This is a genomic window from Burkholderia cepacia (assembly GCF_029962485.1).
Lineage (GTDB): Bacteria > Pseudomonadota > Gammaproteobacteria > Burkholderiales > Burkholderiaceae > Burkholderia.
Genome location: NZ_CP073637.1, coordinates 178,659 through 199,020, shown reverse-complemented (window position 1 = coordinate 199,020; position 20,362 = coordinate 178,659). Strand labels below are relative to the sequence as shown.

19 protein-coding genes are annotated in these 20,362 nt (G+C 67.0%); 5 read left to right on the top strand and 14 right to left on the bottom strand.

The features are described from left to right. The 8 genes from KEC55_RS00845 to flhD form a co-directional block, all read right to left on the bottom strand. Positions 1–1,956 (bottom strand): methyl-accepting chemotaxis protein, encoded by a 1,956-nt coding sequence (locus KEC55_RS00845; RefSeq protein WP_282506357.1) that lies wholly within the window; start codon positions 1,954–1,956, stop codon positions 1–3. Positions 1,957–1,993: 37 nt separating this feature from the next. Continuing rightward, a complete protein-coding gene (cheW, locus tag KEC55_RS00840) occupies positions 1,994–2,509 on the bottom strand; it encodes a chemotaxis protein CheW (protein WP_166963782.1) in 516 nt (171 codons plus the stop codon). Between the two features lie 51 nt (positions 2,510–2,560). Next, a complete protein-coding gene (gene cheA, locus KEC55_RS00835; protein ID WP_282506356.1) occupies positions 2,561–4,795 on the bottom strand; it encodes a chemotaxis protein CheA in 2,235 nt (744 codons plus the stop codon). A gap of 33 nt (positions 4,796–4,828) precedes the next feature. Beyond that, a complete protein-coding gene (locus tag KEC55_RS00830) occupies positions 4,829–5,206 on the bottom strand; it encodes a response regulator (RefSeq protein WP_282506355.1) in 378 nt (125 codons plus the stop codon). Positions 5,207–5,235: 29 nt separating this feature from the next. Continuing rightward, entirely contained in the window at positions 5,236–6,255 is a 1,020-nt protein-coding gene (gene motB / locus KEC55_RS00825; protein ID WP_176048949.1) for a flagellar motor protein MotB, read from the bottom strand. Positions 6,256–6,268: 13 nt separating this feature from the next. Then, positions 6,269–7,129 (bottom strand): flagellar motor stator protein MotA, encoded by an 861-nt coding sequence (motA, locus tag KEC55_RS00820; RefSeq protein WP_175930900.1) that lies wholly within the window; start codon positions 7,127–7,129, stop codon positions 6,269–6,271. A 190-nt stretch (positions 7,130–7,319) separates the two neighbouring features. Next, positions 7,320–7,874, bottom strand: coding sequence for a flagellar transcriptional regulator FlhC (gene flhC, locus KEC55_RS00815; RefSeq protein WP_011655680.1), 555 nt, complete (start codon positions 7,872–7,874; stop codon positions 7,320–7,322). A gap of 93 nt (positions 7,875–7,967) precedes the next feature. Continuing rightward, entirely contained in the window at positions 7,968–8,288 is a 321-nt protein-coding gene (gene flhD, locus KEC55_RS00810) for a flagellar transcriptional regulator FlhD (protein WP_069746442.1), read from the bottom strand. A gap of 663 nt (positions 8,289–8,951) precedes the next feature. Here flhD and KEC55_RS00805 point away from each other — a divergent pair. Continuing rightward, complete coding sequence (locus KEC55_RS00805) at positions 8,952–10,016, top strand: glycosyltransferase family 4 protein (RefSeq protein ID WP_059232704.1); 1,065 nt, start codon at positions 8,952–8,954, stop codon at positions 10,014–10,016. 103 nt (positions 10,017–10,119) lie between these two features. Here the strand turns inward: KEC55_RS00805 and KEC55_RS00800 are convergent, their stop codons facing one another. Then, the gene (locus tag KEC55_RS00800) at positions 10,120–10,416 is read right to left on the bottom strand and encodes an H-NS histone family protein (protein WP_174384121.1); all 297 of its coding nucleotides are present in this window, start codon (positions 10,414–10,416) and stop codon (positions 10,120–10,122) included. 300 nt (positions 10,417–10,716) lie between these two features. On the opposite strand from KEC55_RS00800, the gene aqpZ reads away from it, so the two are divergent. Then, entirely contained in the window at positions 10,717–11,460 is a 744-nt protein-coding gene (aqpZ, locus tag KEC55_RS00795) for an aquaporin Z (protein ID WP_282506353.1), read from the top strand. Between the two features lie 132 nt (positions 11,461–11,592). On the opposite strand, the gene KEC55_RS00790 is transcribed toward aqpZ, so the two are convergent. Both KEC55_RS00790 and KEC55_RS00785 read right to left on the bottom strand, forming a co-directional pair. Then, positions 11,593–12,417, bottom strand: coding sequence for a Cof-type HAD-IIB family hydrolase (locus tag KEC55_RS00790; RefSeq protein ID WP_282506352.1), 825 nt, complete (start codon positions 12,415–12,417; stop codon positions 11,593–11,595). 136 nt (positions 12,418–12,553) lie between these two features. Continuing rightward, complete coding sequence (locus KEC55_RS00785) at positions 12,554–13,435, bottom strand: BadF/BadG/BcrA/BcrD ATPase family protein (RefSeq protein ID WP_282506351.1); 882 nt, start codon at positions 13,433–13,435, stop codon at positions 12,554–12,556. A gap of 143 nt (positions 13,436–13,578) precedes the next feature. Between KEC55_RS00785 and KEC55_RS00780 the strand changes: the two genes are divergently transcribed. Next, a complete protein-coding gene (locus KEC55_RS00780; protein ID WP_282506350.1) occupies positions 13,579–14,181 on the top strand; it encodes a DNA-3-methyladenine glycosylase I in 603 nt (200 codons plus the stop codon). Between the two features lie 114 nt (positions 14,182–14,295). Here KEC55_RS00780 and KEC55_RS00775 read toward each other — a convergent pair whose 3' ends face one another. Then, the gene (locus KEC55_RS00775) at positions 14,296–15,531 is read right to left on the bottom strand and encodes a PepSY-associated TM helix domain-containing protein (RefSeq protein ID WP_282506349.1); all 1,236 of its coding nucleotides are present in this window, start codon (positions 15,529–15,531) and stop codon (positions 14,296–14,298) included. A 229-nt stretch (positions 15,532–15,760) separates the two neighbouring features. Between KEC55_RS00775 and KEC55_RS00770 the strand changes: the two genes are divergently transcribed. Next, positions 15,761–17,884, top strand: coding sequence for a TonB-dependent siderophore receptor (locus KEC55_RS00770; RefSeq protein WP_282506348.1), 2,124 nt, complete (start codon positions 15,761–15,763; stop codon positions 17,882–17,884). Positions 17,885–18,041: 157 nt separating this feature from the next. On the opposite strand, the gene rpsU is transcribed toward KEC55_RS00770, so the two are convergent. Then, complete coding sequence (gene rpsU / locus KEC55_RS00765; protein WP_006401410.1) at positions 18,042–18,254, bottom strand: 30S ribosomal protein S21; 213 nt, start codon at positions 18,252–18,254, stop codon at positions 18,042–18,044. 326 nt (positions 18,255–18,580) lie between these two features. Next, positions 18,581–18,775 (bottom strand): hypothetical protein, encoded by a 195-nt coding sequence (locus KEC55_RS00760; RefSeq protein WP_282506346.1) that lies wholly within the window; start codon positions 18,773–18,775, stop codon positions 18,581–18,583. Here KEC55_RS00760 and KEC55_RS00755 point away from each other — a divergent pair. Next, entirely contained in the window at positions 18,774–20,288 is a 1,515-nt protein-coding gene (locus KEC55_RS00755; protein ID WP_282506345.1) for a flagellin, read from the top strand. The genes KEC55_RS00760 and KEC55_RS00755 overlap by 2 nt on opposite strands. Positions 20,289–20,362: the final 74 nt, after the last annotated feature.

Below are 20,362 nucleotides of genomic sequence, written 5' to 3'. Positions count from 1 at the left end.
TTAGAAGGTCTCCCAGTCGTCGTCGGACGTGCCGGCTGCCGCCAGCGCCGGCTTCTCGCCGTTCAGCGCCGGGCGCACGAGCGCGGGCTTCGCGGCCGGCTTGTCCGCCGGCGCGGCCGCTTTCGCGAGACGCGGGCCATAGCCGCCCGCGGCGGTGCCGCGGGAAGCCGGGGCATCCTTCTGCGTGTGCGCGGCGGTGTCGGCCGCGCGCTTCGGCTCGTGGCTGGCGCCCGACGCAGCCGCACGCGATACCGGCGCGGCGCGGCGTGCCGGTTGCGCGGCTGCCTGCGGGGCCGGCAGCGCGGCGACTGGCGCCCGCGGCTCGGACGGCAGTGCCGGCACGGCCGCCGGTTCATGCGCGAGCGGCCGCGCCACACTGCGCGCCGGCGCGAGCACGATGCCGCCCGCGACGCGCCAATCCGACACGATCGCCTTCATCTGGCGCGTCTGCTCCTCGAGCGACGCCGCCGCGGCGGCCGCCTGCTCGACGAGCGCCGCGTTCTGCTGCGTGACCGAATCCATCTGGCCGACCGCGCGGTTGACCTGCTCGATGCCGGTCGACTGCTCGTCGGACGCGGCGCTGATCTCGCCCATGATGTCGGTCACGCGGCGCACGGCCTGCACGATCTCGTCCATCGTCGAGCCCGCGCGCGACACGAGCGCCGACCCGCTTTCGACCTTCCCGGCCGAATCGCCGATCAGCTGCTTGATTTCCTTCGCGGCGCTCGCGCTGCGCTGCGCGAGCGAGCGCACCTCGCCCGCGACGACCGCGAAGCCGCGGCCCTGCTCGCCCGCGCGCGCGGCTTCGACCGCCGCGTTCAGCGCGAGGATGTTGGTCTGGAATGCGATGCCCTCGATCGTACCGATGATGTCGACGACCTTGCCCGAGCTCGCCGCGATGTCCTGCATCGTCGACACGACCTGGCCGACCACCTCGCCGCCCTGCGTCGCGATGTCCGACGCGTTCACCGCGAGCTGGCTCGCCTGCCGCGCGTTCTCCGCGTTCTGCCGCACCGTGCCCGTCAGCTGCTCCATGCTCGATGCGGTTTCCTGCAGCGACGCGGCCTGCTCCTCGGTGCGCTGCGACAGGTCGATGTTGCCGGTCGCGATCTCCCGCGCGCCGACGTCGATCGACTCGGTGCCGCGATGCACGGCCTGCACCATCGTCGTGACGGCGTCCTGCATCCGCTTGATGCCGCCGAACAGGCGGCCGATCTCGTTCGTGCTGAACACGTTCACCGGCTGCGTGAGGTCGCCGCCGGCGATGCGCTCGAAGTGCGCGATCGCGTCCTCGAGCGGCTTCACGATCAGCCCGCGCAGCGCGAAGCGGATCGCGATCACGACGACGAACGCGAGCGCGATGCCGGCCGCGATCAGCGCGACCATCAGCGAGATCTGCGACTGCGTCGCGGCCTGGCGGTCTTCCGCGCGCTTCTGCAGCGCGGCGACCACGGCCGCCGACGCGTCGCCGTAGGCGACGAACATCGGGCTGATCTTGGTGTCGGCGACCGCGTGGAACGCGGCCATGTCGCCCGCGCGCGCGGCCGCGAATTCGGGCTCGACGCCTTCCTTCACGATCGTCGTGTAGCGCGCGGTCAGCTCGTCGACGAGCGCCTGCTCGACACCGAGCCTCGGGGTCGACTGGAATGCCTGCCAGTTCTGGTTCGACTTCGCGAACAGCTCCTGCGCGCGGTCGAGCACCTTGGCGGCCTCGGCCGTGTTGCCGGCTTCCGTCAGCGAGCGGAAGCGGTCGAGCGACACGCGCGCGCGCAGCAGGTACGACGACGTGTCGTCGAGCGTGTGGATCGCCGGCAGGTCGACGTGCGCGATCTCGTCGAGCGAGCGGCTCGCGTGATTCAGCGCGTAGAGGCCGAGCCCGCCGACCGCGGCGGCCAGGCACACGAGGATGAGTCCGACCGCCGTGAGCGTCGTGCGGATCGACCAGTTATGCAACATTGCAGATTCTCCCGAAATTCCTGCGCACGCGGCGCACTTACCCGCCGAGCGACTCGATCAGCGCCATTTCACGGCTCGACATCAGCTTCTCGATGTCCATCAGGATCAGCATCCGGCCGTCGACCGTGCCGAGGCCCGTCAGGTACTCGGTCGTCAGCGTCGCGCCGAATTCCGGCGCCGGCATGATCTGGTCGGTCTGCAGCGTGAGCACGTCCGACACGCCGTCGACCACCATCCCGACCACGCGATGCGCGACGTTCAGGATGATCACGACGGTCTGGTGGTCGTACTCGACGCGGCCGAGATGGAACTTGATCCGCATGTCGACGATCGGCACGATGATTCCGCGCAGGTTGATCACGCCCTTGATGAACTCCGGCGCGTTCGCGATGCGCGTGACGCTGTCGTAGCCGCGGATTTCCTGCACTTTCAGGATGTCGATCCCGTATTCCTCGTCGCCGAGCGTGAACACGAGGAATTCCTGGCCCGTCGCGTCGCCCTGCGCCGCGTCGCGGCGGCTCGTTGCCGCGTTCGCCGCGGCCGGATTGATCATTTGGACTTCAGCAGACACGTTTGCCCCCAATCGGTTGAATGGCGAGAGTCATCAGAACATCGCGAGCTCGGCGCCCGCACGGGCGCCGTGCGTCGCACGGGTTTCGCGGTTCAGCGCCGCGACGTCGACGATCAGCGCGACGCTGCCGTCGCCGAGGATGGTCGCCGCCGAGATGCCATGCACCTTGCGGTAGTTGGTTTCGAGGTTCTTCACGACCACCTGCTGCTGGCCGACCAGCTCGTCGATCAGCATCGCGAAGCGGCGTCCCTCGGTTTCCATGATCGTGACGATCCCCTGCGTCGGGTCGGTGCGCGCATCCTCGACCGAGAACACCTCGTGCAGCGCGACCAGCGGCAGGTACTCGCCGCGCACGCGCACCACGCGCTCGCCGTTGCCGACCGTGTAGATGTCGTCGTTCGACGGCTGCAGCGACTCCATCACGAAGTTCAGCGGCAGGATGAAGATCTCGTTGCCGACCTTCACCGACATCCCGTCGAGGATCGCCAGCGTGAGCGGCAGCACGATCCGCGTGGTCGTGCCGCGGCCGGCCAGCGACGTGATCTCGACGTGGCCGCCCATCGACTGGATGTTGCGCTTCACGACGTCCATCCCGACGCCGCGGCCCGACACGTCGGTCACCGTCTCGGCGGTCGAGAAGCCCGGCGCGAAGATCAGCTGCCAGACTTCGTCGTCGCTGATGTTGTCGGACACCTGCATGCCCTGCTTCGCGGCCTTCGCGAGGATCCGCTCGCGGTTCAGGCCCGCGCCGTCGTCGCTCACCTCGATCACGATGTTGCCGCCGTGATGCGCGGCCGACAGCACGAGCTGGCCGACCGCGTCCTTGCCGGCGGCGACGCGCTTGTCGACCGTCTCGATCCCGTGGTCGAGGCTATTGCGCACGAGGTGCGTGAGCGGATCGATGATCCGTTCGATCAGGCTCTTGTCGAGCTCGGTCGCCTGGCCGAACGTGACGAGCTCGACCTGCTTGCCGAGCTTGCCGGCGAGGTCGCGCACGAGGCGCGGGAAGCGGCTGAACACGTAGTCCATCGGCATCATGCGGATCGACATCACCGCTTCCTGCAGGTCGCGCGCATTGCGCTCGAGCTGCGCCATCCCGTTGAACAGGCGGTCGTGCAGCGCCGGATCGAACGCGCTCGCGGTCTCCGCGAGCATCGCCTGCGTGATCACGAGTTCGCCGACGAGGTTGATCAGCTGGTCGACCTTCTCGACGCCGACGCGGATCGAGCTGCCTTCGGCGCCCGATGCGGCCGCGGCGGCCGGGCGCGCACGCTTGTCGTCGTGGTGCGCGGCGGCAGGCGCCGCGTGTTCGGCGTGCGGTTGCTGCGCGGGCGGCTGCGGCTCGGCCGGTGCGACGGCGGCGGCAGGCACGGCGGGTGCCGGCGCCGGTGCGGCCTGCGGCGCGGCAGCCTGCGGCGCGAACACCTCGACGCGCGCGGGTTGCGCGGCGGCGGCCGGTTCGGCAGCCGGCGCAGCAGCGGCCAGCGCGGCTGCCGGTGCGGCCGGCGCCGTGCCATGCGCGACGCGGATCTGGCTTTCGTCGATCACGAAGCAGCACACGGCGACGATGTCGTCGGACGGCACGTCGGATTCGAGCCACAGCGACAGGTCGGCGCCCGCTTGCTCGCGGCCGACGATCCGGCCGAGGTTGCCGAGCTCTTCGGTCAGCAGTTCCTGGTCCTTCGCGTCGACGCCGACCAGCGTGATCTTCAGGTGCGGGCCGCCGGCGCCTGCATCGCTCGCCGGATGCGCGGCCGCGACAGCCTGCTCGACCACGTGATCGGGCGCACGGTCACCACCGGCGGCCGGTTCGACGGCCGGTGCAACGGCAACGGCAGCGGCGACCGGCGCGGCTGCAGCAGCCGGCGCACCCGCACCGCTCTCGGCCTTCAGCCGCTCGAGCTTCGCGCAGATCGTCGCGGCGGCGGCCGCGTCCGGTTCGGCGCTCGCGCGGTAGTCGGCGAGCTGGTCGGACAGCACGTCCTTGGTTTCGAGGAACGCGTCGACCATGTCCTTGGTCAGCGTCAGCTCATGGTTGCGCGCGCGGTCGAGCAGCGATTCGAGGATGTGCGTCGTATCGGTCAGCGCGGAAAAGCCGAACGTCGCCGCGCCGCCCTTGATCGAATGCGCGGCGCGGAAGATCGCGGCCAGGTCTTCGGGGTCGGGCGCATCGACGTCGAGATTCAGCAGCAGCTGCTCCATCTGCGCGAGCAGCTCGTCCGCTTCGTCGAAAAAGGTCTGGTAGAACTGAGTGATGTCGAGAGTCATGCCCGGTCACCGGTTGAATTCGTCGCGTTCATGTCAGGAGGCGGCCGGCTCGGACAGCGTCGCGACCAGGTCGACCAGCACGGCCGGGTCGATCGGTTTCTCGATCCAGCCGGTCGCGCCCGCGTCGCGCGCGGCATCCTTGAAGGCATCGCTGCCCTCGGTCGTCAGCACGAGGATCGGCGTGTCCACATACGCGGTCAGCTTGCGCAGTGCGGCGATCACCTCGAGCCCGTTCTTGCGCGGCATGTTCTGGTCGGTCAGCACCAGGTCGTACGGCGCGGTCGCGGCCATGTCGAAGCCGGCTTCGCCGTCCGGCGCCACCGCCACGTCATAGCCGGCCTGTGCAAGCGTCGCCTGCAGCAGTGCACGCATGGTCGCGGAGTCGTCGATGGCGAGAATGGTTCGGATCATGTCTGTCTCGGAAGCTTGTCTTGTCGATATCAGGGTTTCGGGACGGCGACGGCGGACGCCGCGAGCGCCGGGCGCACGGCCGGCGCCGCGCCGCCGAGCTGCTGCGCGAGCTGCTTCGAGCCGGCCGCATCGGCCGACAGCGTCGTGGTCGTCGCGTCGTCGCGCATCAGCGCCTCTTCGGATTTGCGGTTCAGCACGATCACGCTGATCCGGCGGTTTTCCGGATCGAGCGGGTCGGCCTTGTTCAGGTTCTGCGTCGACGCGAGGCCGAGCACGCGCAGCACTTTCGCCTCGTCCATGCCGCCGGAGATCAGCTCGCGGCGCGATGCGTTCGCACGGTCGGCCGACAGCTCCCAGTTGCTGTAGCCGCCCTCGCCGCCCGCGTACGGCACGGCATCGGTATGGCCCTGGACGATGATCCGGTTCGGCACGTCGTTCAGCGTCTTGCCGATCTCGCGCAGGATGTCGCGCATGTACGGCTCGACGTTGTCGCTCGACATCGCGAACATCGGCCGCTTCTGCGTATCGACGATCTCGATGCGCAGCCCCATCAGCGTCGAGTCGATGCGGATCTGCTGCTTGAACTGGCGCAGCGTCGGATTGGCCTCGATCGCGGCCATCAGCTTGATCTGCAGGTCATGCAGGCGCGCCTGCTCGAGCCGGTCCTGCGCGCCCTGCGCCTGCGAGCGCGTGTTGTCGTCGCCGGCCTTCGCGACGCGATCGGCGAGTTGCGTCGTGCCGTCGGTGCGGCGCAGCGTGCCGGCGTCGACGCTCGACAGGTCGCGGCCGCCGGCGTTGAGGATGCTGGAATCCTGCGAATTGCGGTCGCCGCTGCCGAGCAGCGCGGCCTTCAGCGGCGTGTTGAAGTACTCGGCGATTCCCTTCAGCTGCACCGGCGTGACCGAGCTCAACAGCCACATCAGCAGGAAGAACGCCATCATCGCGGTCATGAAGTCCGCGTACGCGAGCTTCCATGCGCCGCCATGGTGGCCCTTCTTCGCCGGGGCCACCCGCTTGACGACGATCGCGCGATCCTTGCTCTTGCTCATCGTGCGCTCCGCGTCACTTCGCCTTCACGCGGCGCACGTGCTCTTCGAGCTCCGAGAACGACGGGCGCTCGGTCGAGAACAGCACCTTGCGGCCGAACTCGACGGCAATCGCCGGCGCATAGCCGTTCAGCGTCGCGAGGATCGTCACCTTGATGCACTGGAACATCTTGGTCGACTCGGCGACGCGCTGCTCCGCGAGGCTCGCGAGCGGCCCGATCAGCCCGTACGACAGCAGGATCCCGAGGAACGTGCCGACCAGCGCCTGCGCGATCATCGCGCCGAGCACCGCGGGCGGCTTGTCGGCCGACGCCATCGTGTGCACCACGCCCATCACGGCCGCGACGATGCCGAACGCCGGCATCGCGTCGCCGACGCGCATCAGCGCATGCGCGGGGCCTTCGCCTTCCGCGTGGTGCGTCTCGATCTCCTCGTCCATCAGGCTCTCGATCTCGAACGCGTTCATGTTGCCGCCCACCATCAGGCGCAGGTAGTCGGTCAGGAATTCGACGATGTGATGATCGGCGAGGATCTTCGGGTATTGCGTGAAGATCGGGCTCTTTTCCGGATCGTCGATGTCGGCCTCGAGCGTCAGCGTGCCTTCCTTGCGTGCCTTCGCCAGCAGCACGTAAAGCAGCGCCATCAGCTCCATATAGACGTCCTTCGTGTACTTCGAGCCCTTGAAGAGCGTCGGCAGCACGCGCAGCGTGGCCTTGATGGTCTTGCCGCCATTGCCGAGGATGAATGCGCCGACGCCGGCGCCCGCGATCATCAGGATCTCGACCGGCTGGATCAATGCGCCCAGATGCCCGCCTGCCAGCGCATAGCCGCCGAAGACGGACAACAGCGTCACGAGTGTTCCCACGATAATCAGCACTGCCTGTCCCTCACGAAAGACCGGCGGGGAGACCGCCGTTAAACAGGTTTACGGCAGTCGGCAGGAAAACTTTCGCGGCCGCCCGGCCGCGGCCCGACGGTGTTTACCAGCAATGCAGGGACGATTCGCGCGGCCCGCGGCAACCGCCCGCGCCCCGCCCTGCCCCGCCCTGCCCCGCCCTGCCCGGCGCTCAGGCCGCGGCGGCAGCCAGTTCGGCGCGCGCGGCGGCGGCCTTGCGGGTCTTGCCCGCGCGCGACGGCGGCTGGCACAGGCCGCACACGAAACCTTGATGCGGATCATGCGCATGCGCGACGAAGTGGCCGCCGCAGCGCGTGCACGGGGTCATCTGCAGCATCCCCGAATCGAAGAAGCGCACGAGCGTCCACGCCCGCGTGAGGCTCAGCGCGGCCTCGTCGCCGGACAGGTTCACGTGCTCCTGATAGAGCCGGTACGCCTTCACGATCGACTGGATCGGATCGCAGCGGCCGTGGTCCTGCATGAACCGGTAGATGTTGTAGAACAGCGACGAGTGGATGTTCGGCTGCCACGTCATGAACCAGTCGGTCGAGAACGGCAGCATCCCCTTCGGCGGCGACACGCCCTTCAGTTCCTTGTACAGCTTGATCAGACGGTCCCGCGACAGGCTCGTCTCCGCCTCCAGCAGTTGCAGCCGGGCGCCCAGTTCGATCAGTTCGATGGCGAGGGTGATTTCCTTCACCTCGATCACGACGCTTTTGCTTGCCATGGTGATAACCGTCCGCTTGACGTTGTTCGGATGGATGGCCAATACGCTGCCCTCCGGCGCGGCACGCCGGGACACAACGCAAGGCGGGATGGATCAGCGGACGCTTTCGACCTGCTGCCCGGCCATCAGGATGGCCGAGTGGGCGTGCGCGACGACATCGCTACGGCCCTTGTCGGCGAGCGACGACAGCAACGCGTGATCGTCGAAGCGGAAGCGGCACAGCATCTGGTTCGACGCGGCAAGCTTCACGGTCTGTGCGAGCGTGAGGTTGGCGAGCACGTCGGCGAGTTCCTGGGAAATTCCCATGCGGAACATGCCCATCGCCTTGTCTTCCCGCAGCAGGCGTTGCGCGAGGAGGAGGTACGACAGGTTGACCTCTTTGATCTCACTGAGCATTTCGCTGGTAGCGCTCATGATTCCCCCGTTAAAGAGCTTTGCTTTGGCCAATCGTGTTATGAAAACGTTTGCTCGCTCGGAGCGCTCTGGGCGCTCGGTCGGCTCGTTTATAGTCTTACAGGGCGAATTTTGGCCAAACGGCATTTATGCCGGTATCAGCGAAGTGGCGTATGCCATGCAGGATTTGTCTGTAAACCGTGTAGGAATTTTTCCGACAAAGCGAATTTAAAGAGGCAATCGGGAAGACGGGTGACAGCGCGAATTCGGCTGTGCGGGTGCCGATGGCCGCCGCTCGGTAGCGGAAGGCTTGCCGGCAGGGCTGCCGACAATCGGATCGGTAAAAATTATAGTGGTTTTTCACGATAGCGCAACAATAGTTGCGGTCATCTCGATTCATGATTCCCCGCCCTTTTTCTCGGGGTTTTCGCGTATTTCATCGTGTAACAAGCCTTAAGTGTTTGAAAAAACACTCGAACCCCGCAAGGCGATATCGATAATGGACTCCAATGGGCGGCGGCGCGAGCCGTGCCGGCCCGCCCCGCAGCTTGCCGTCCGGCGCCCCGCGCACCCCGTCCAGGGCCCGGCCACGTAACGCCAAACGCGTGCGTCGGCGAGTTCCGCAACGTTGGATGGGATCCATACCGGCGCCACGGCGCCCACGGATCGAAACCGGAGAAACCCATGCGAATTGCCCAGATCGCGCCGCTTTACGAAGCCGTTCCGCCGAAACTCTACGGCGGCACCGAGCGTGTCGTGTCCTACCTCACCGAGGCGCTCGTCGAACTCGGCCACGACGTGACGCTGTTCGCCAGCGGCGACTCCGTCACGTCGGCCCGTCTCGAGGCGGCGTGGCCGCGCGCACTGCGGCTCGACCCGTCGATTCGCGATTCGATGGCGCCCCACATGCGGCTCCTCGAGCAGGTCGCCCGCGTCGCGCACGAATTCGACGTGCTGCACTTCCACCTCGACTACCTGCCGTTCCCGCTGATGTCGCGCCTCGACACGCCGTACGTGACGACGCTGCACGGCCGCCTCGACCTGCCGGAGCTGCAGCCGGTGTTCGACGCGTTCCCGGACGCGCCGGTCGTGTCGATCTCGAACAACCAGCGCAAGCCGCTGCCGCAGGCCGCGTGGGCCGGCACCGTGTATCACGGGCTGCCCGACACGCTGCTCACGCCGCAGCCCGGCGTGAAGCCCGAATACCTTGCGTTCCTCGGCCGGATCTGTCCCGAAAAGCGTGTCGACACCGCGATCCGGATCGCCGCGCAAAGCGGGCTGCCGCTGAAGATCGCCGCGAAGGTCGACAAGGCCGACGCCGACTATTTCAAGGAAGTGATCGAGCCGCTGCTCGGCGAGGCGCACGTCGAGTTCATCGGCGAGATCAACGAGGCGCAGAAACCCGCGTTCCTGTCCGGCGCGAAGGCGCTGCTGTTCCCGATCGACTGGCCGGAGCCGTTCGGCCTCGTGATGATCGAGGCGATGGCCTGCGGCACGCCGGTCGTCGCGTTCAACCGCGGCTCGGTGCCGGAAGTGATCGAGGACGGCGTGACCGGCTTCATCGTCGAGGACGTGCAGGGCGCGGTCGGCGCGCTGCACCGGATCGACACGCTGTCGCGCACCGCGATCCGCCAGCGTTTCGACACGCGTTTCAGCTCGAAGGCAATGGCGCAGCGTTATGTCGAAACTTACGAATCGCTTTGCACGGCGACCAAGCAACCGGTATTGCGCCGGGTCGCGGGTGCCTGACGCGGAAATCCACGCCGAAATATTCGGTAAAATCCGCGCCAAAATCGGCGTGTAAAACAAAAGAGCCGCATCGACGATGCGGCTCTTTCTTTTTGGCTTCCGGTCATTCGATCACGAAGCGATCGCGGTTTTTCCCGACGATCCAATTGGGCGGCTTGCCGCGCCCGCTCCAGGTTGCACCCGACTTCGGATCGCGGTATTTCGGCGGCAGCGGCGCCTTCTTCGGCGGGCGCCCGCGCCGCGCCCGTTCCGCGAAGCCCAGGTCCTGGGCCGTCAGGCCGTATTCCGCAATCATTCGCTGGACGTCGGCAATGACCGCCGCCACTTCCTGGCGGCGCACGTCGTCCGCCTGGGCCTGCAGATCGGCGATCTGCGCCTTGAGTTTCGCGTATTGAGACATTTTTTGACTCCCCTTTTCGATGATGCGGCCCCGGCGAATCCGGCCAGGATGCCAACACCCGTTACGTCATCCGCACTGCCGCCCTGCCCTTCGAAATAAATGCTGTCATCTTTAACCGATTTGGCTATATCGAGAATGCGGACTTATTCTAATAAAAGGCATTCGTCAGCCATTCAAATTTAACAATCGTTGACCCTCCCGGACGCGATTCATTTCCTATAATCCAGACCAATTCCGGGCGATCGAATAAATCCGTCGTGTCGTCCGTTGGTCTTCAACCCACTTGAACAAGGTCCTTACATGAATCTTTCTCAGCGTCTCGCTGCAGAGGTATTCGGCACGTTCTGGCTGGTGCTCGGCGGGTGCGGAAGCGCCGTGCTGGCCGCCGCCTTTCCGGGCCTTGGCATCGGCTTTGCCGGCGTCGCACTTGCCTTCGGCCTGACCGTGCTGACGATGGCATTCGCAATCGGCCACATCTCGGGTTGCCACCTGAATCCGGCGGTGAGCGTCGGCCTGACCGTCGCCGGCCGCTTCCCGGCACGCGATCTCGTACCGTACATCGTCGCGCAGGTCGTCGGCGCCACGCTCGGCGCGTTCGTGCTGTACCTGATCGCAACCGGCAAGCCGGGCTTCGACGTCGTCGGCAGCGGCTTTGCGACGAACGGCTTCGGCGATCGCTCGCCCGGCCACTACTCGCTGACCGCATCGTTCATCTGCGAAGTCGTGATGACGGGCTTCTTCCTGTTCGTGATCCTCGGCGCGACCGACAAGCGCGGTGTGCCGGCCGGCTTTGCGCCGATCGCGATCGGCCTGTGCCTGACGCTGATTCACCTGATCTCGATCCCGGTCACCAACACGTCGGTGAACCCGGCGCGCTCGACCGGCCCGGCGCTGTTCGTCGGTGGCGACGCGATCGGCCAGCTCTGGCTGTTCTGGGTTGCGCCGTTGATCGGCGCGGTACTCGCAGGGATCATTTACCCGCTGGTCGCCGGGCGTGACGACGCCGTCGACCGGCTGCCGGCATCGGCTCGCACAAGCGAATAAAACACTACGGGGTCAAGCGAGCAGAGCAGCGAGCCTCACGCTGTCCAAGAACATCGAGGCAGGTAGTTTCGACGGGCGCCATTGGCGCCCGTTTTTCATTGCCGCTCGGGAAACGCGCCCGGGAACGGGCGCTCAGGACGCGGCGACGTTGCCCTCGAGCGAGAACAGCGTGCGCAGGTGACGGGCGACACCCGCATCGAAGTTGTTGCCGATCCGCGGGATGTGCGGCAGCCGCGCGACCAGGTCGGGGTTCGCGTTGTTCATCATGAACGCGTGACCGGCGGTTTCGAGCAGGTCGATGTCGTTCATGTTGTCGCCGAACGCGATGCAGTGGCCGGTATCGACGCCGAGCCGCGCGAGCACCGTGCGCAGCGCACGGCCCTTCGACACGTTCGCGGTCATCACTTCCAGGCAATCGGGCAGCGAGTACGTGACGTACAGCGCATCGCCGAAGCGCACGCGCATCTGCTCGGCGACGATCGCCAGATCGGCCGGCTCGCCGATATACAGCACCTTCGCGATGCCGGCGCCGTCGTGCGCGGCCATGTCGATCACGTCGTACCGGAAGCCCGAATCCTGGTGGAAGTCGAGCAGGTGCGGCGCATCGCGGTCGATCAGCCAGCCGTCGTTGGTGAACAGGTTGACGATCACACGGCCATGCGCGCCGGTGACGTCCGGCTGCACGAGGCCACGGACGATCGCGGGATCGATGTCCTGCGCGTGGATCCTCGTATCGTCCGGCGCATGCACACGCGCGCCGTTCGACGTGATCAGGTACGGCCGGATGCCGAGCACGTCGCGGATGCCGGCGACGTCCGCATAGTGGCGCCCCGTCGCGATCACGAACTGCAGGCCGTCGCGGTCGAGCCGCCGGACGGTGTCGATCGTGTACGGGTCGAGCTGGTGGTCGCTGTTCAGCAGGGTACCGTCGAGATCGGTGGCGATGACTTTGTACATGGGACGGGAGAATGGCGCTTAGGGCTCTGCGGAACCGCCATTTTAACGTCGTGGCCGGCGGCGCGCCGGACGGTTCCCGTTCAAGCGCCGCCTTCGGTGCGGCGTCAACGCACCCTCCACCCCGCCTTGCCTGGCTTCAACCGCCTTCTGCCGCCCGCAGCGCCTGCAGCGCGAGCCGCAGCGCGCCATGCGCGGAATCGTCGAGCGGCGCGCGCAGCCGTGCGGCGTGACGCGCCGGCACGGCCGGTGCGAGCGCGTCCGCCAGCCCGCCGCACAGCGCGACCGGCAGCGCCTGCTGCGGATCGAGCACATCGATCATCTTGCCGATCTCGTCGCCGGCCTGCGCGATCAGCGCGCCCGCGACCGGATGCGTGCGGTGCGCGAACACGATCGGCGCGAGGCGCGCGTAGATCGTCTGGTTCGCATCGCACGACCACTGGACGAGCGCGTCTCGATCCTGCGCGCCCGTTTCCGCGAGCAGCGCATCGGCGAACGCATCGCGCGGCACGCGGCCGTCGAGCGCCTGTTGCGCGTACGCGAGCGCACGCACGCCGAGCCACGCGCCGCTCGCCTCGTCGCCGGACGGAAAGCCGAAACCGCCGGCGATCCGGCACGCGCCGGCCGCGTCGAGCGCCGCCGCGATGCTGCCGGTGCCGAGCGCGACGATCAGCCCTGGCGCGCCGCCGTGCGCGCCGACGACCGTCGTATACGCATCGCTCTCGATCGCGAGCGCGCCGAGCGGGGCCTGCGCGCGGAACGCGGCGAGCCACGCCGCATTGTTGACGCCCGCGAGCCCGCAGCCGAGCGCGCACTGCGACCAGTCGAACGCGAAGCCGGCCTGCGTGAATGCGTCCGCGCATGCCGCGCCGATCGATGCCCATGCGCGCTCGATGCCGAGCCCGAGCCCCGACGGGCCGCCGCGCCCCTGCGCGAGTTCGCGCCCGTGCCGGTCGGCCAGTACCGCGCGCGTGCCCGTGCCGCCGCCGTCGATGCCGATCGCAAAAAGTAATGCCGCCATGCCTTCAATCCCGCTGATTCGAACAGGCGCCAAGCTTAACCGGATCGGCGCCGCACGCCCATCTGCCTTTCGGCCGGCTATCCCGTGAAAAGGGCTTCCGCTATGCTGGCACGTTCAAATCGACACTGAACACGGGGCAGACGATGTCGCAGCGGTGTAACTGGGTGAAGACGGAAGCGGACGCTCACTATCACGATACCGAGTGGGGTGTGCCGTCGCACGACGATCGCCACCTGTTCGAAATGCTGATCCTGGAAGGCGCGCAGGCCGGGCTGTCGTGGTCGACGATCCTGAACAAGCGCGCGGGCTATCGCGAGGCGTTCGCAGAGTTCGACGTCGACGCCGTCGCGCGTTTCACGCCGAAGCGCGTCGAGAAGCTGCTGGAGAATCCCGCCATCGTGCGCAACCGCGCGAAGGTCGAGTCGGCGGTGACCAATGCACGCGCCGTGCAGCGCATCCGCGAGGAACACGGGTCGCTCGCCGCGTTCCTGTGGTCGTTCGTCGGCGATACGCCAATCCAGAATGCATGGCAGTCGTATCGCGACGCGCCCGCGTCGACCGAGCAGTCCGACGCGCTCAGCAAGGCGCTGAAGGCATACGGCTGCAAGTTCGTCGGCTCGACGATCTGCTACGCGCTGATGCAGGCAACCGGCATGGTCAACGATCACGAAGTCGGCTGCCCGTGCCACGCGCAGTGCGCGGCGCTCGGCGGCAAACAGCCGGCCCGGAAGCGCAAGGCGGGCTGACGGCGCAGGCGAAGGCGCCGGCGCAAGTCGGGCGCCCGTCCTTCACCGCCGCCCGCGGCGACGGTGGCACCGGCGCCACCCGTCACTCATCGCGTGTCACTTACCGCGCGTCACTTACCGCGCGGCGCGTGACGACGCCGGCACGACCGGCCGCGCGCTCCGCGCCGCCCGCACACGTGCGCTGCGCTTCTTCACCCAGATGCAGACACCCGTCACGCTCAGCATCGCGATGACGATGCCGAGCGCGCTGACCGCGATGCGGCCCGCGACGCCGGCGATCCGCCCCGAGTGCAGCGGAAACTGCATCTGCATGAACAGGTCGCCGGCCGAGCCGCGGCCCGGCACCTGGGCCGCGACCGGCTTGCCGGTCACCGCATCCCAGTACAACCACGCATTGCCGAGCCCGACGTCCCCGTGGTCGTTGCCGGGCGTGAAGAATCCGACCGCATAGACGTTCATCGCCGGCGCGAACAGCAGCGCACCGGGCGGCGCAGTAATCCCCGCGTCGCGCCCGGCCGCGCGCGCGATCTCGACGATCCGCTCGCGCGGCAGCACGGTGCTGCCCGGCGGAGCCGGCGGGAAGTGCCCGGGATTCGTATAAGGCGTCTCCGCCAGCGGCGATACCAGCGACACCAGCGGGCGCACAAGGGGCACGGCGAGGTTCATCGAGATCGATGTGACCGCAACGACCAGCAGCAGCCCCCACACCCATACGGCACCCGAGCGGTGCAGGTCGAACACGAGCGGATAGCCGCCGCGCCGCACGCGGAACGCAAACGACTTGCGCCAGCTTTTCAGGTTCGGGAACGCAAGTACGAGCGCGATCAGGCAGTCGATCGCCCACACGATGCCGACGACGCCCATCACCCAGAACCCGAAGTTGATCCCGCGGTACTCGGGCAGGAACAGCGAGTAATGCAGCCGGTAGATGAACGGCATCAGGTCGAGCCGCGCGAGCGACAGCTCGCCCCATTCGCGGCGGCCCTGCACCGCGCCGGTCGCGGGATCGACGGCGATCTGGCTGAAGTCGATCGCGTGCGGCTGGCCGGTCGCCGGATCGGTGCGCGGTATCACGCCCGCCTGCAGCGTGTGCCCCGGCTCGACGGCGAGCGGCAGGTAGGTCACCTGCACGCGCGGGTCGGCAGCCTCGATGCGCGCGGCCAGCTCGAGCGGCGGAAGCGGCGCCGCGCCGCTGTGCGCGACGTAGAAATCCGGATTCAGCGCGGCGTCGAGCTCGTGGTCCCACGCAATCAGCGCGCCGGTGAGCCCCGCGACGAACAGGAACAGCGCGATGGCGAGCCCGAACCAGCGATGCAGGCGGACGAGAAAAGGTCGCAGGAACGCATTCATCGCGTGCACGGCGACAGGAAAGCGGGCCGGCCCAGGCGGCGGCCCCGGTTCGACGGGAGGCAGGTCATGTGATGTCGAATGCCGCGCAAGCGCCGTCCGGTCACGCCAGGCGAGGCCGGATGCCCTTGTACGCGGCATGGAAATGTTGCGCGTTCGGCGGGTTTTGATACGATGCGCGACATTTTAACGCAATGCGAATGATTCTTACTTGCATTTTTACTCACTCGCCATGACCGCCAGCCTCGCCCGACCTCCCGTCCGTCCACGCCGCGTGGCCGCTGCCCTTGCCTGCCTCGCCGCGTCGCTCGCGCATGCCGACGAGTCGCCCGGCGACGCCGCGGTGCTGCCGGCCCTCAACATCACGGCCGCGCACGATTCGCCGCAACACCTGACCGACACGATCTCGACCGGCGCGCTCGGCACGCGCCGCCAGCTCGACACGCCGTTCTCGACGACGATCGTCACGTCGGAGGAGCTCGAGGCGCGCCAGCCGTACAAGCTCGGCGACGTGTTCGCGAACGACGCGTCGGTGTCCGACAACAGCGGCGCGTACAGCGCGTGGGCAAGCTACATGACCGTACGCGGGATGCAGCTCGACTGGCAGAACGGCTACAAGATCGACGGGCTGCCGTTCGTCACGTACGGGATCACGATGCCGTACGAGCAACTCGAGCGCGTCGAGTTGCTGAAGGGGCTCGGCGGTTTCCTGTACGGCTTCGTGACGCCGGGCGGCGTCGTGAACTACGTGACGAAGCAGCCGGGTACCGAGCCCGTGCGCAGCGTCGACGTCGGCTACCGCAGCACCAACGTATGGACCGAGCACGTCGATCTCGGCCAGCGTTTCGGGCCGAACGGCATGTTCGGCGCGCGGCTGAACGCGACGCACGAGGAAGGCAAGACGTACAACGACGGCAACATCCGCCGCGACAGCGTGTCGCTCGCGCTGCAGGCGAACCTGACGCGCGACCTGTCGGTGTCGTTCGGCGCGCTGTACCAGGACCGCCGCACGACGGGCCAAACGCCATCGATCTTCACCGGCAGTTATCCGGGCGGCGCGCTGCCCGCAACGATCAGCGGCGGCTCGACGAACCTCGGCGGCAAGGACCAGTACCTGAACACGAACCTGCAGCTGTACACGGCGGGGCTGCAATACCAGCTCGCGCCCGACTGGCAGCTCGACGTCGCGTACAGCTACAGCAAGGCGACGCGCCGCCGCAACGAAAGCACGCTGTACCTGCAGGACGCGGCCGGCAACTACACCGACAGCCGCTACGTCGGGATGGAGGATCACCGCTTCAGCCAGTGGCGCGCGATGGTCGAGGGCAAGGTGCGCACCGGCCCGTTCAGCCATCAGATCGTGCTCGGCGCGTCGTGGCAGAAGCAGGCGAACGACTATTCGGCGAACAGCGTGTTCGTACCGCTCGGCGCGGGCAACCTCTATGCGCCGAATCCATACCGCTACGAGCGCCCGCACGGCTTCATCCAGTACCGCACGAGCGAGATCGTGCAGAAATCGTTGTTCGCTAGCGACACCGTGCAGCTCACCAAGCGCTGGTCGGTGCTCGCCGGCGTGCGCTACATGAACTACGAGCAGCGTTCGTTCCAGGCGAGCGGCGCCGAGGATCCCGGCTACCGCCAGAACGGCGTCGTGACGCCGACCTTCGCGGTGATGTTCAAGCTCGCGCCGACGACCACCGCGTATGCCAGCTACGCCGAATCGCTCGAGCCCGGCAGCCGCGTGAACGACGTCTACGCGAACGCGGGCCAGGTGCTCAAGCCGTTGCGCAGCAAGCAATACGAGCTTGGGATCAAGAGCGAGCATGCGCGCTGGAGCGCGACGGCCGCGCTGTTCCGCATCGAACGCAGCGCCGAGTATGCGAATGCCGCGAACGTCTACGTGCAGGACGGCAAATCGATCATCCAGGGGATCGAATTCGGCGCGCGCGCGAAGCTCGGCTCGCGCTGGAACGCGGGCGTCGACGCGATGCTGCTCGACGCGTGGTATGCGAACGGGGTCGGCAACAACGGCAATCGCGTTGCAGGCGCGCCACGCTTCGTGCTCGCCGGCGACGTCGGCTATGCGGTGCCGGGCGTGCCGGGGCTGACGCTCGGCGTCGACGCGAAATTCACCGGCGCGACACCGCTGCGCGCGGCCGGCGGCCTCGACGCGCCGGGCTTTCTCGTCGTCAATGCGGGTGCGCGCTACCTGACGCGGGTCGGCCGCCACGACGTGACGCTGCGCGCGTCGATCGACAACGTGCTGGGCCGCCGCTACTGGGAATACCAGTACGCGGATTACGTGAAGCCGGGCGACCCGCGCACGGTGAGCCTGAACGCGAAGATCGACTTCTGAACCCCGCGCCGGCGGCCGCACACCGCCGACGATCAACCCTTGGCAGGAACGGCCGCCCACGGCGGCCTCGGGATTTTCCCGGCCCCCAAAAGCAAAACGGCGGAGCGGCCTCTTTCGAGGCACACTCCGCCGTTTCGCGGCAAACCGTCAGACGCTCTTAGTGGAGCTTCTTCGGCAGCATCTGGCTGCGCAGACGCTTGTGCAGGCGCTTGACGGCTGCTGCCTTCTTGCGCTTGCGGACTGCGGTCGGCTTTTCGTAAGACTGGCGCTCACGCAGTTCAGCGATCAGGCCATTTTTTTCGATAGCGCGACGAAAGCGGCGAATCGCCACTTCGAACGGCTCGTTTTCTTTCAGAAGAATCGTCGTCATGTCGTTCCTAAATTGCTTAAACGGTCAAAAACGTAGCGGCCAAGCGCCACGCACCGGCCATCCGGGCGTCCCCACAACAGGCGAAACGAGCGGAAATACGGCCTCGGAGGCCGGAAAAGAGAGGCGGAAAGCACCGCGAGTACGCTTCACAAGCTGCGTGCAGCGCCGCGTTTGACTGCCAGCAGACATGCCGAAAACGGCAGAGCCTCGACAGAAATCTCAATTCAGCCCGCCATCATAGCAGGGAATCACAGACAAAACCATCCTTTTGTCGACCGTGTGTGCACAGCGTTCGCACTCTCCATGCAAACCGACATCTGCCCCTGTTAATTGAGCCGCCGGGCAGGACCCGTTCGAAATGACAAAGAAAGATAAAAAATCGGGCCGAATCTCAACACGCCCCTCAAGTTTTGTTTTGGCACGCCGAAATCCTGCTCTGAGGCGGCCAGCAATGAACGAGTGCTTCCGCCGACGCCAAAACGGCTTTTCAGGGCTTTCGGCTTAAACAGGAGAATTTCCATGCTCGGAATTAACAGCAACATCAACTCGCTGGTTGCACAACAGAACCTCAGCGGCTCGCAAAACGCCCTGTCGCAGGCAATCACCCGCCTGTCGTCGGGCAAGCGCATCAACAGCGCGGCGGACGATGCAGCAGGCCTCGCGATCGCGACCCGCATGCAGACGCAGATCAACGGCCTGAACCAGGGCGTGTCGAACTCCAACGACGGTGTGTCGATGATCCAGACCGCATCGAGCGGCCTGTCGCAGATCACGTCGAGCCTGCAGCGTATCCGCCAGCTGGCCGTGCAGGCATCGAGCGGCTCGCTGTCGCCGACCGACCAGCAGGCGCTGCAACAGGAAGTCTCGCAGCAGATCTCGGAAGTGAACCGTATCGCTTCGCAGACGAACTACAACGGCAAGAACCTGCTCGACGGTTCGGCCGGCAACGTCAGCTTCCAGGTCGGTGCCAACGTCGGTCAAACCATTTCGCTGAACCTGTCTCAAAGCGTATCGGCAGCGAGCCTCGGGACCGGCTTGCCGACGAACGGTGCGACGCTCGGCCAGCTCACGGGCCTGAGCCTGACGAGCGCCGGCGCAGCGACGACGGGCACGCAAACACCCGCGGTCACGACGATCAACATCCTGTCCGACGGCCAAGGCGGTTTCAAGTTTACCGATCAGAACAACCAGGCGCTGGCTAGCGGGGCAGTCACGAGCCTGTTCGGCGCCAATACGACCGGCTCGGGCACGGCACTTTCGCTGACCCCGCTGGCAACCGGCGCACTCGGTTCGATCACCAGCGTTCCGGCAGCAGCATCCACCGCGACGACCAGCTCGGTGACCGCGATCAACGCCACCAACGCGGGGAACGGCTCCACCGTAGCCGGCCGCGCGGCCGCTGGCACCGCGCTTGGCACGATCACCGGCCTCAGCCTGGATTCGAACGGCGGCTTTATCGCCCCGAACGAGTCGGGTGCAACCATCACGTCGATCTCCGTGCTGTCGGACGGCGCCGGCGGCTTCACGTTCCAGGATCAGAACGGCAACGCACTGGCGGCCGGCGTCACAAGCAAGGTGTTCAGCGTCACCGCCGCGACGACGACGGCCGGCGCTTCGCTTACGCTGAATGCCACCATCGGCAGCGCGACGACCAACGCAACGACCCAAGGCCTGGCTTCGCAGAGCGCAATCGGCTCGGCCAACCTCGCCAACGTGCCGCCGCGCGTCGCCGACATCAACATCAGCACGACGGCCGGCGCCAACCAGGCGATGGAATCGATCGACAATGCACTGGCAACGGTGAACAACATCCAGGCAACGCTCGGCGCCGCGCAAAACCGCTTCACCGCGATCAGCACGACGCAGCAAGCGCAGTCGACCAACCTGTCGCAAGCCCAGTCGCAAATCCAGGACGCGAACTTCGCGCAGGAAACGGCGAACCTGAGCAAGGCACAGGTGCTGCAACAAGCCGGCATCTCGGTGCTCGCGCAAGCGAACTCGCTGCCGCAGCAGGTCCTGAAGCTCCTGCAGTAATCGCTTCCCGCCGTCTCGCCCGGGGCCTCGCGCAACGCATCGCGCGGCGCCCCGGGCGCTTTGGCCTGCGCGAA

Excerpts from the sequence above, each read along its gene's own strand:
- KEC55_RS00845 (WP_282506357.1), bottom strand. The coding sequence starts at position 1,956 with ATGTTGCATAACTGGTCGATCCGCACGACGCTCACGGCGGTCGGACTC.
- cheW (WP_166963782.1), bottom strand. The coding sequence starts at position 2,509 with ATGATCAATCCGGCCGCGGCGAACGCGGCAACGAGCCGCCGCGACGCG.
- cheA (WP_282506356.1), bottom strand. The coding sequence starts at position 4,795 with ATGACTCTCGACATCACTCAGTTCTACCAGACCTTTTTCGACGAAGCG.
- KEC55_RS00830 (WP_282506355.1), bottom strand. The coding sequence starts at position 5,206 with ATGATCCGAACCATTCTCGCCATCGACGACTCCGCGACCATGCGTGCA.
- motB (WP_176048949.1), bottom strand. The coding sequence starts at position 6,255 with ATGAGCAAGAGCAAGGATCGCGCGATCGTCGTCAAGCGGGTGGCCCCG.
- flhC (WP_011655680.1), bottom strand. The coding sequence starts at position 7,874 with ATGGCAAGCAAAAGCGTCGTGATCGAGGTGAAGGAAATCACCCTCGCC.
- flhD (WP_069746442.1), bottom strand. The coding sequence starts at position 8,288 with ATGAGCGCTACCAGCGAAATGCTCAGTGAGATCAAAGAGGTCAACCTG.
- KEC55_RS00805 (WP_059232704.1), top strand. The coding sequence starts at position 8,952 with ATGCGAATTGCCCAGATCGCGCCGCTTTACGAAGCCGTTCCGCCGAAA.
- KEC55_RS00800 (WP_174384121.1), bottom strand. The coding sequence starts at position 10,416 with ATGTCTCAATACGCGAAACTCAAGGCGCAGATCGCCGATCTGCAGGCC.
- aqpZ (WP_282506353.1), top strand. The coding sequence starts at position 10,717 with ATGAATCTTTCTCAGCGTCTCGCTGCAGAGGTATTCGGCACGTTCTGG.
- KEC55_RS00790 (WP_282506352.1), bottom strand. The coding sequence starts at position 12,417 with ATGTACAAAGTCATCGCCACCGATCTCGACGGTACCCTGCTGAACAGC.
- KEC55_RS00785 (WP_282506351.1), bottom strand. The coding sequence starts at position 13,435 with ATGGCGGCATTACTTTTTGCGATCGGCATCGACGGCGGCGGCACGGGC.
- KEC55_RS00780 (WP_282506350.1), top strand. The coding sequence starts at position 13,579 with ATGTCGCAGCGGTGTAACTGGGTGAAGACGGAAGCGGACGCTCACTAT.
- KEC55_RS00775 (WP_282506349.1), bottom strand. The coding sequence starts at position 15,531 with ATGAATGCGTTCCTGCGACCTTTTCTCGTCCGCCTGCATCGCTGGTTC.
- KEC55_RS00770 (WP_282506348.1), top strand. The coding sequence starts at position 15,761 with ATGACCGCCAGCCTCGCCCGACCTCCCGTCCGTCCACGCCGCGTGGCC.
- rpsU (WP_006401410.1), bottom strand. The coding sequence starts at position 18,254 with ATGACGACGATTCTTCTGAAAGAAAACGAGCCGTTCGAAGTGGCGATT.
- KEC55_RS00755 (WP_282506345.1), top strand. The coding sequence starts at position 18,774 with ATGCTCGGAATTAACAGCAACATCAACTCGCTGGTTGCACAACAGAAC.
- KEC55_RS00760 (WP_282506346.1), bottom strand. The coding sequence starts at position 18,775 with ATGGAAATTCTCCTGTTTAAGCCGAAAGCCCTGAAAAGCCGTTTTGGC.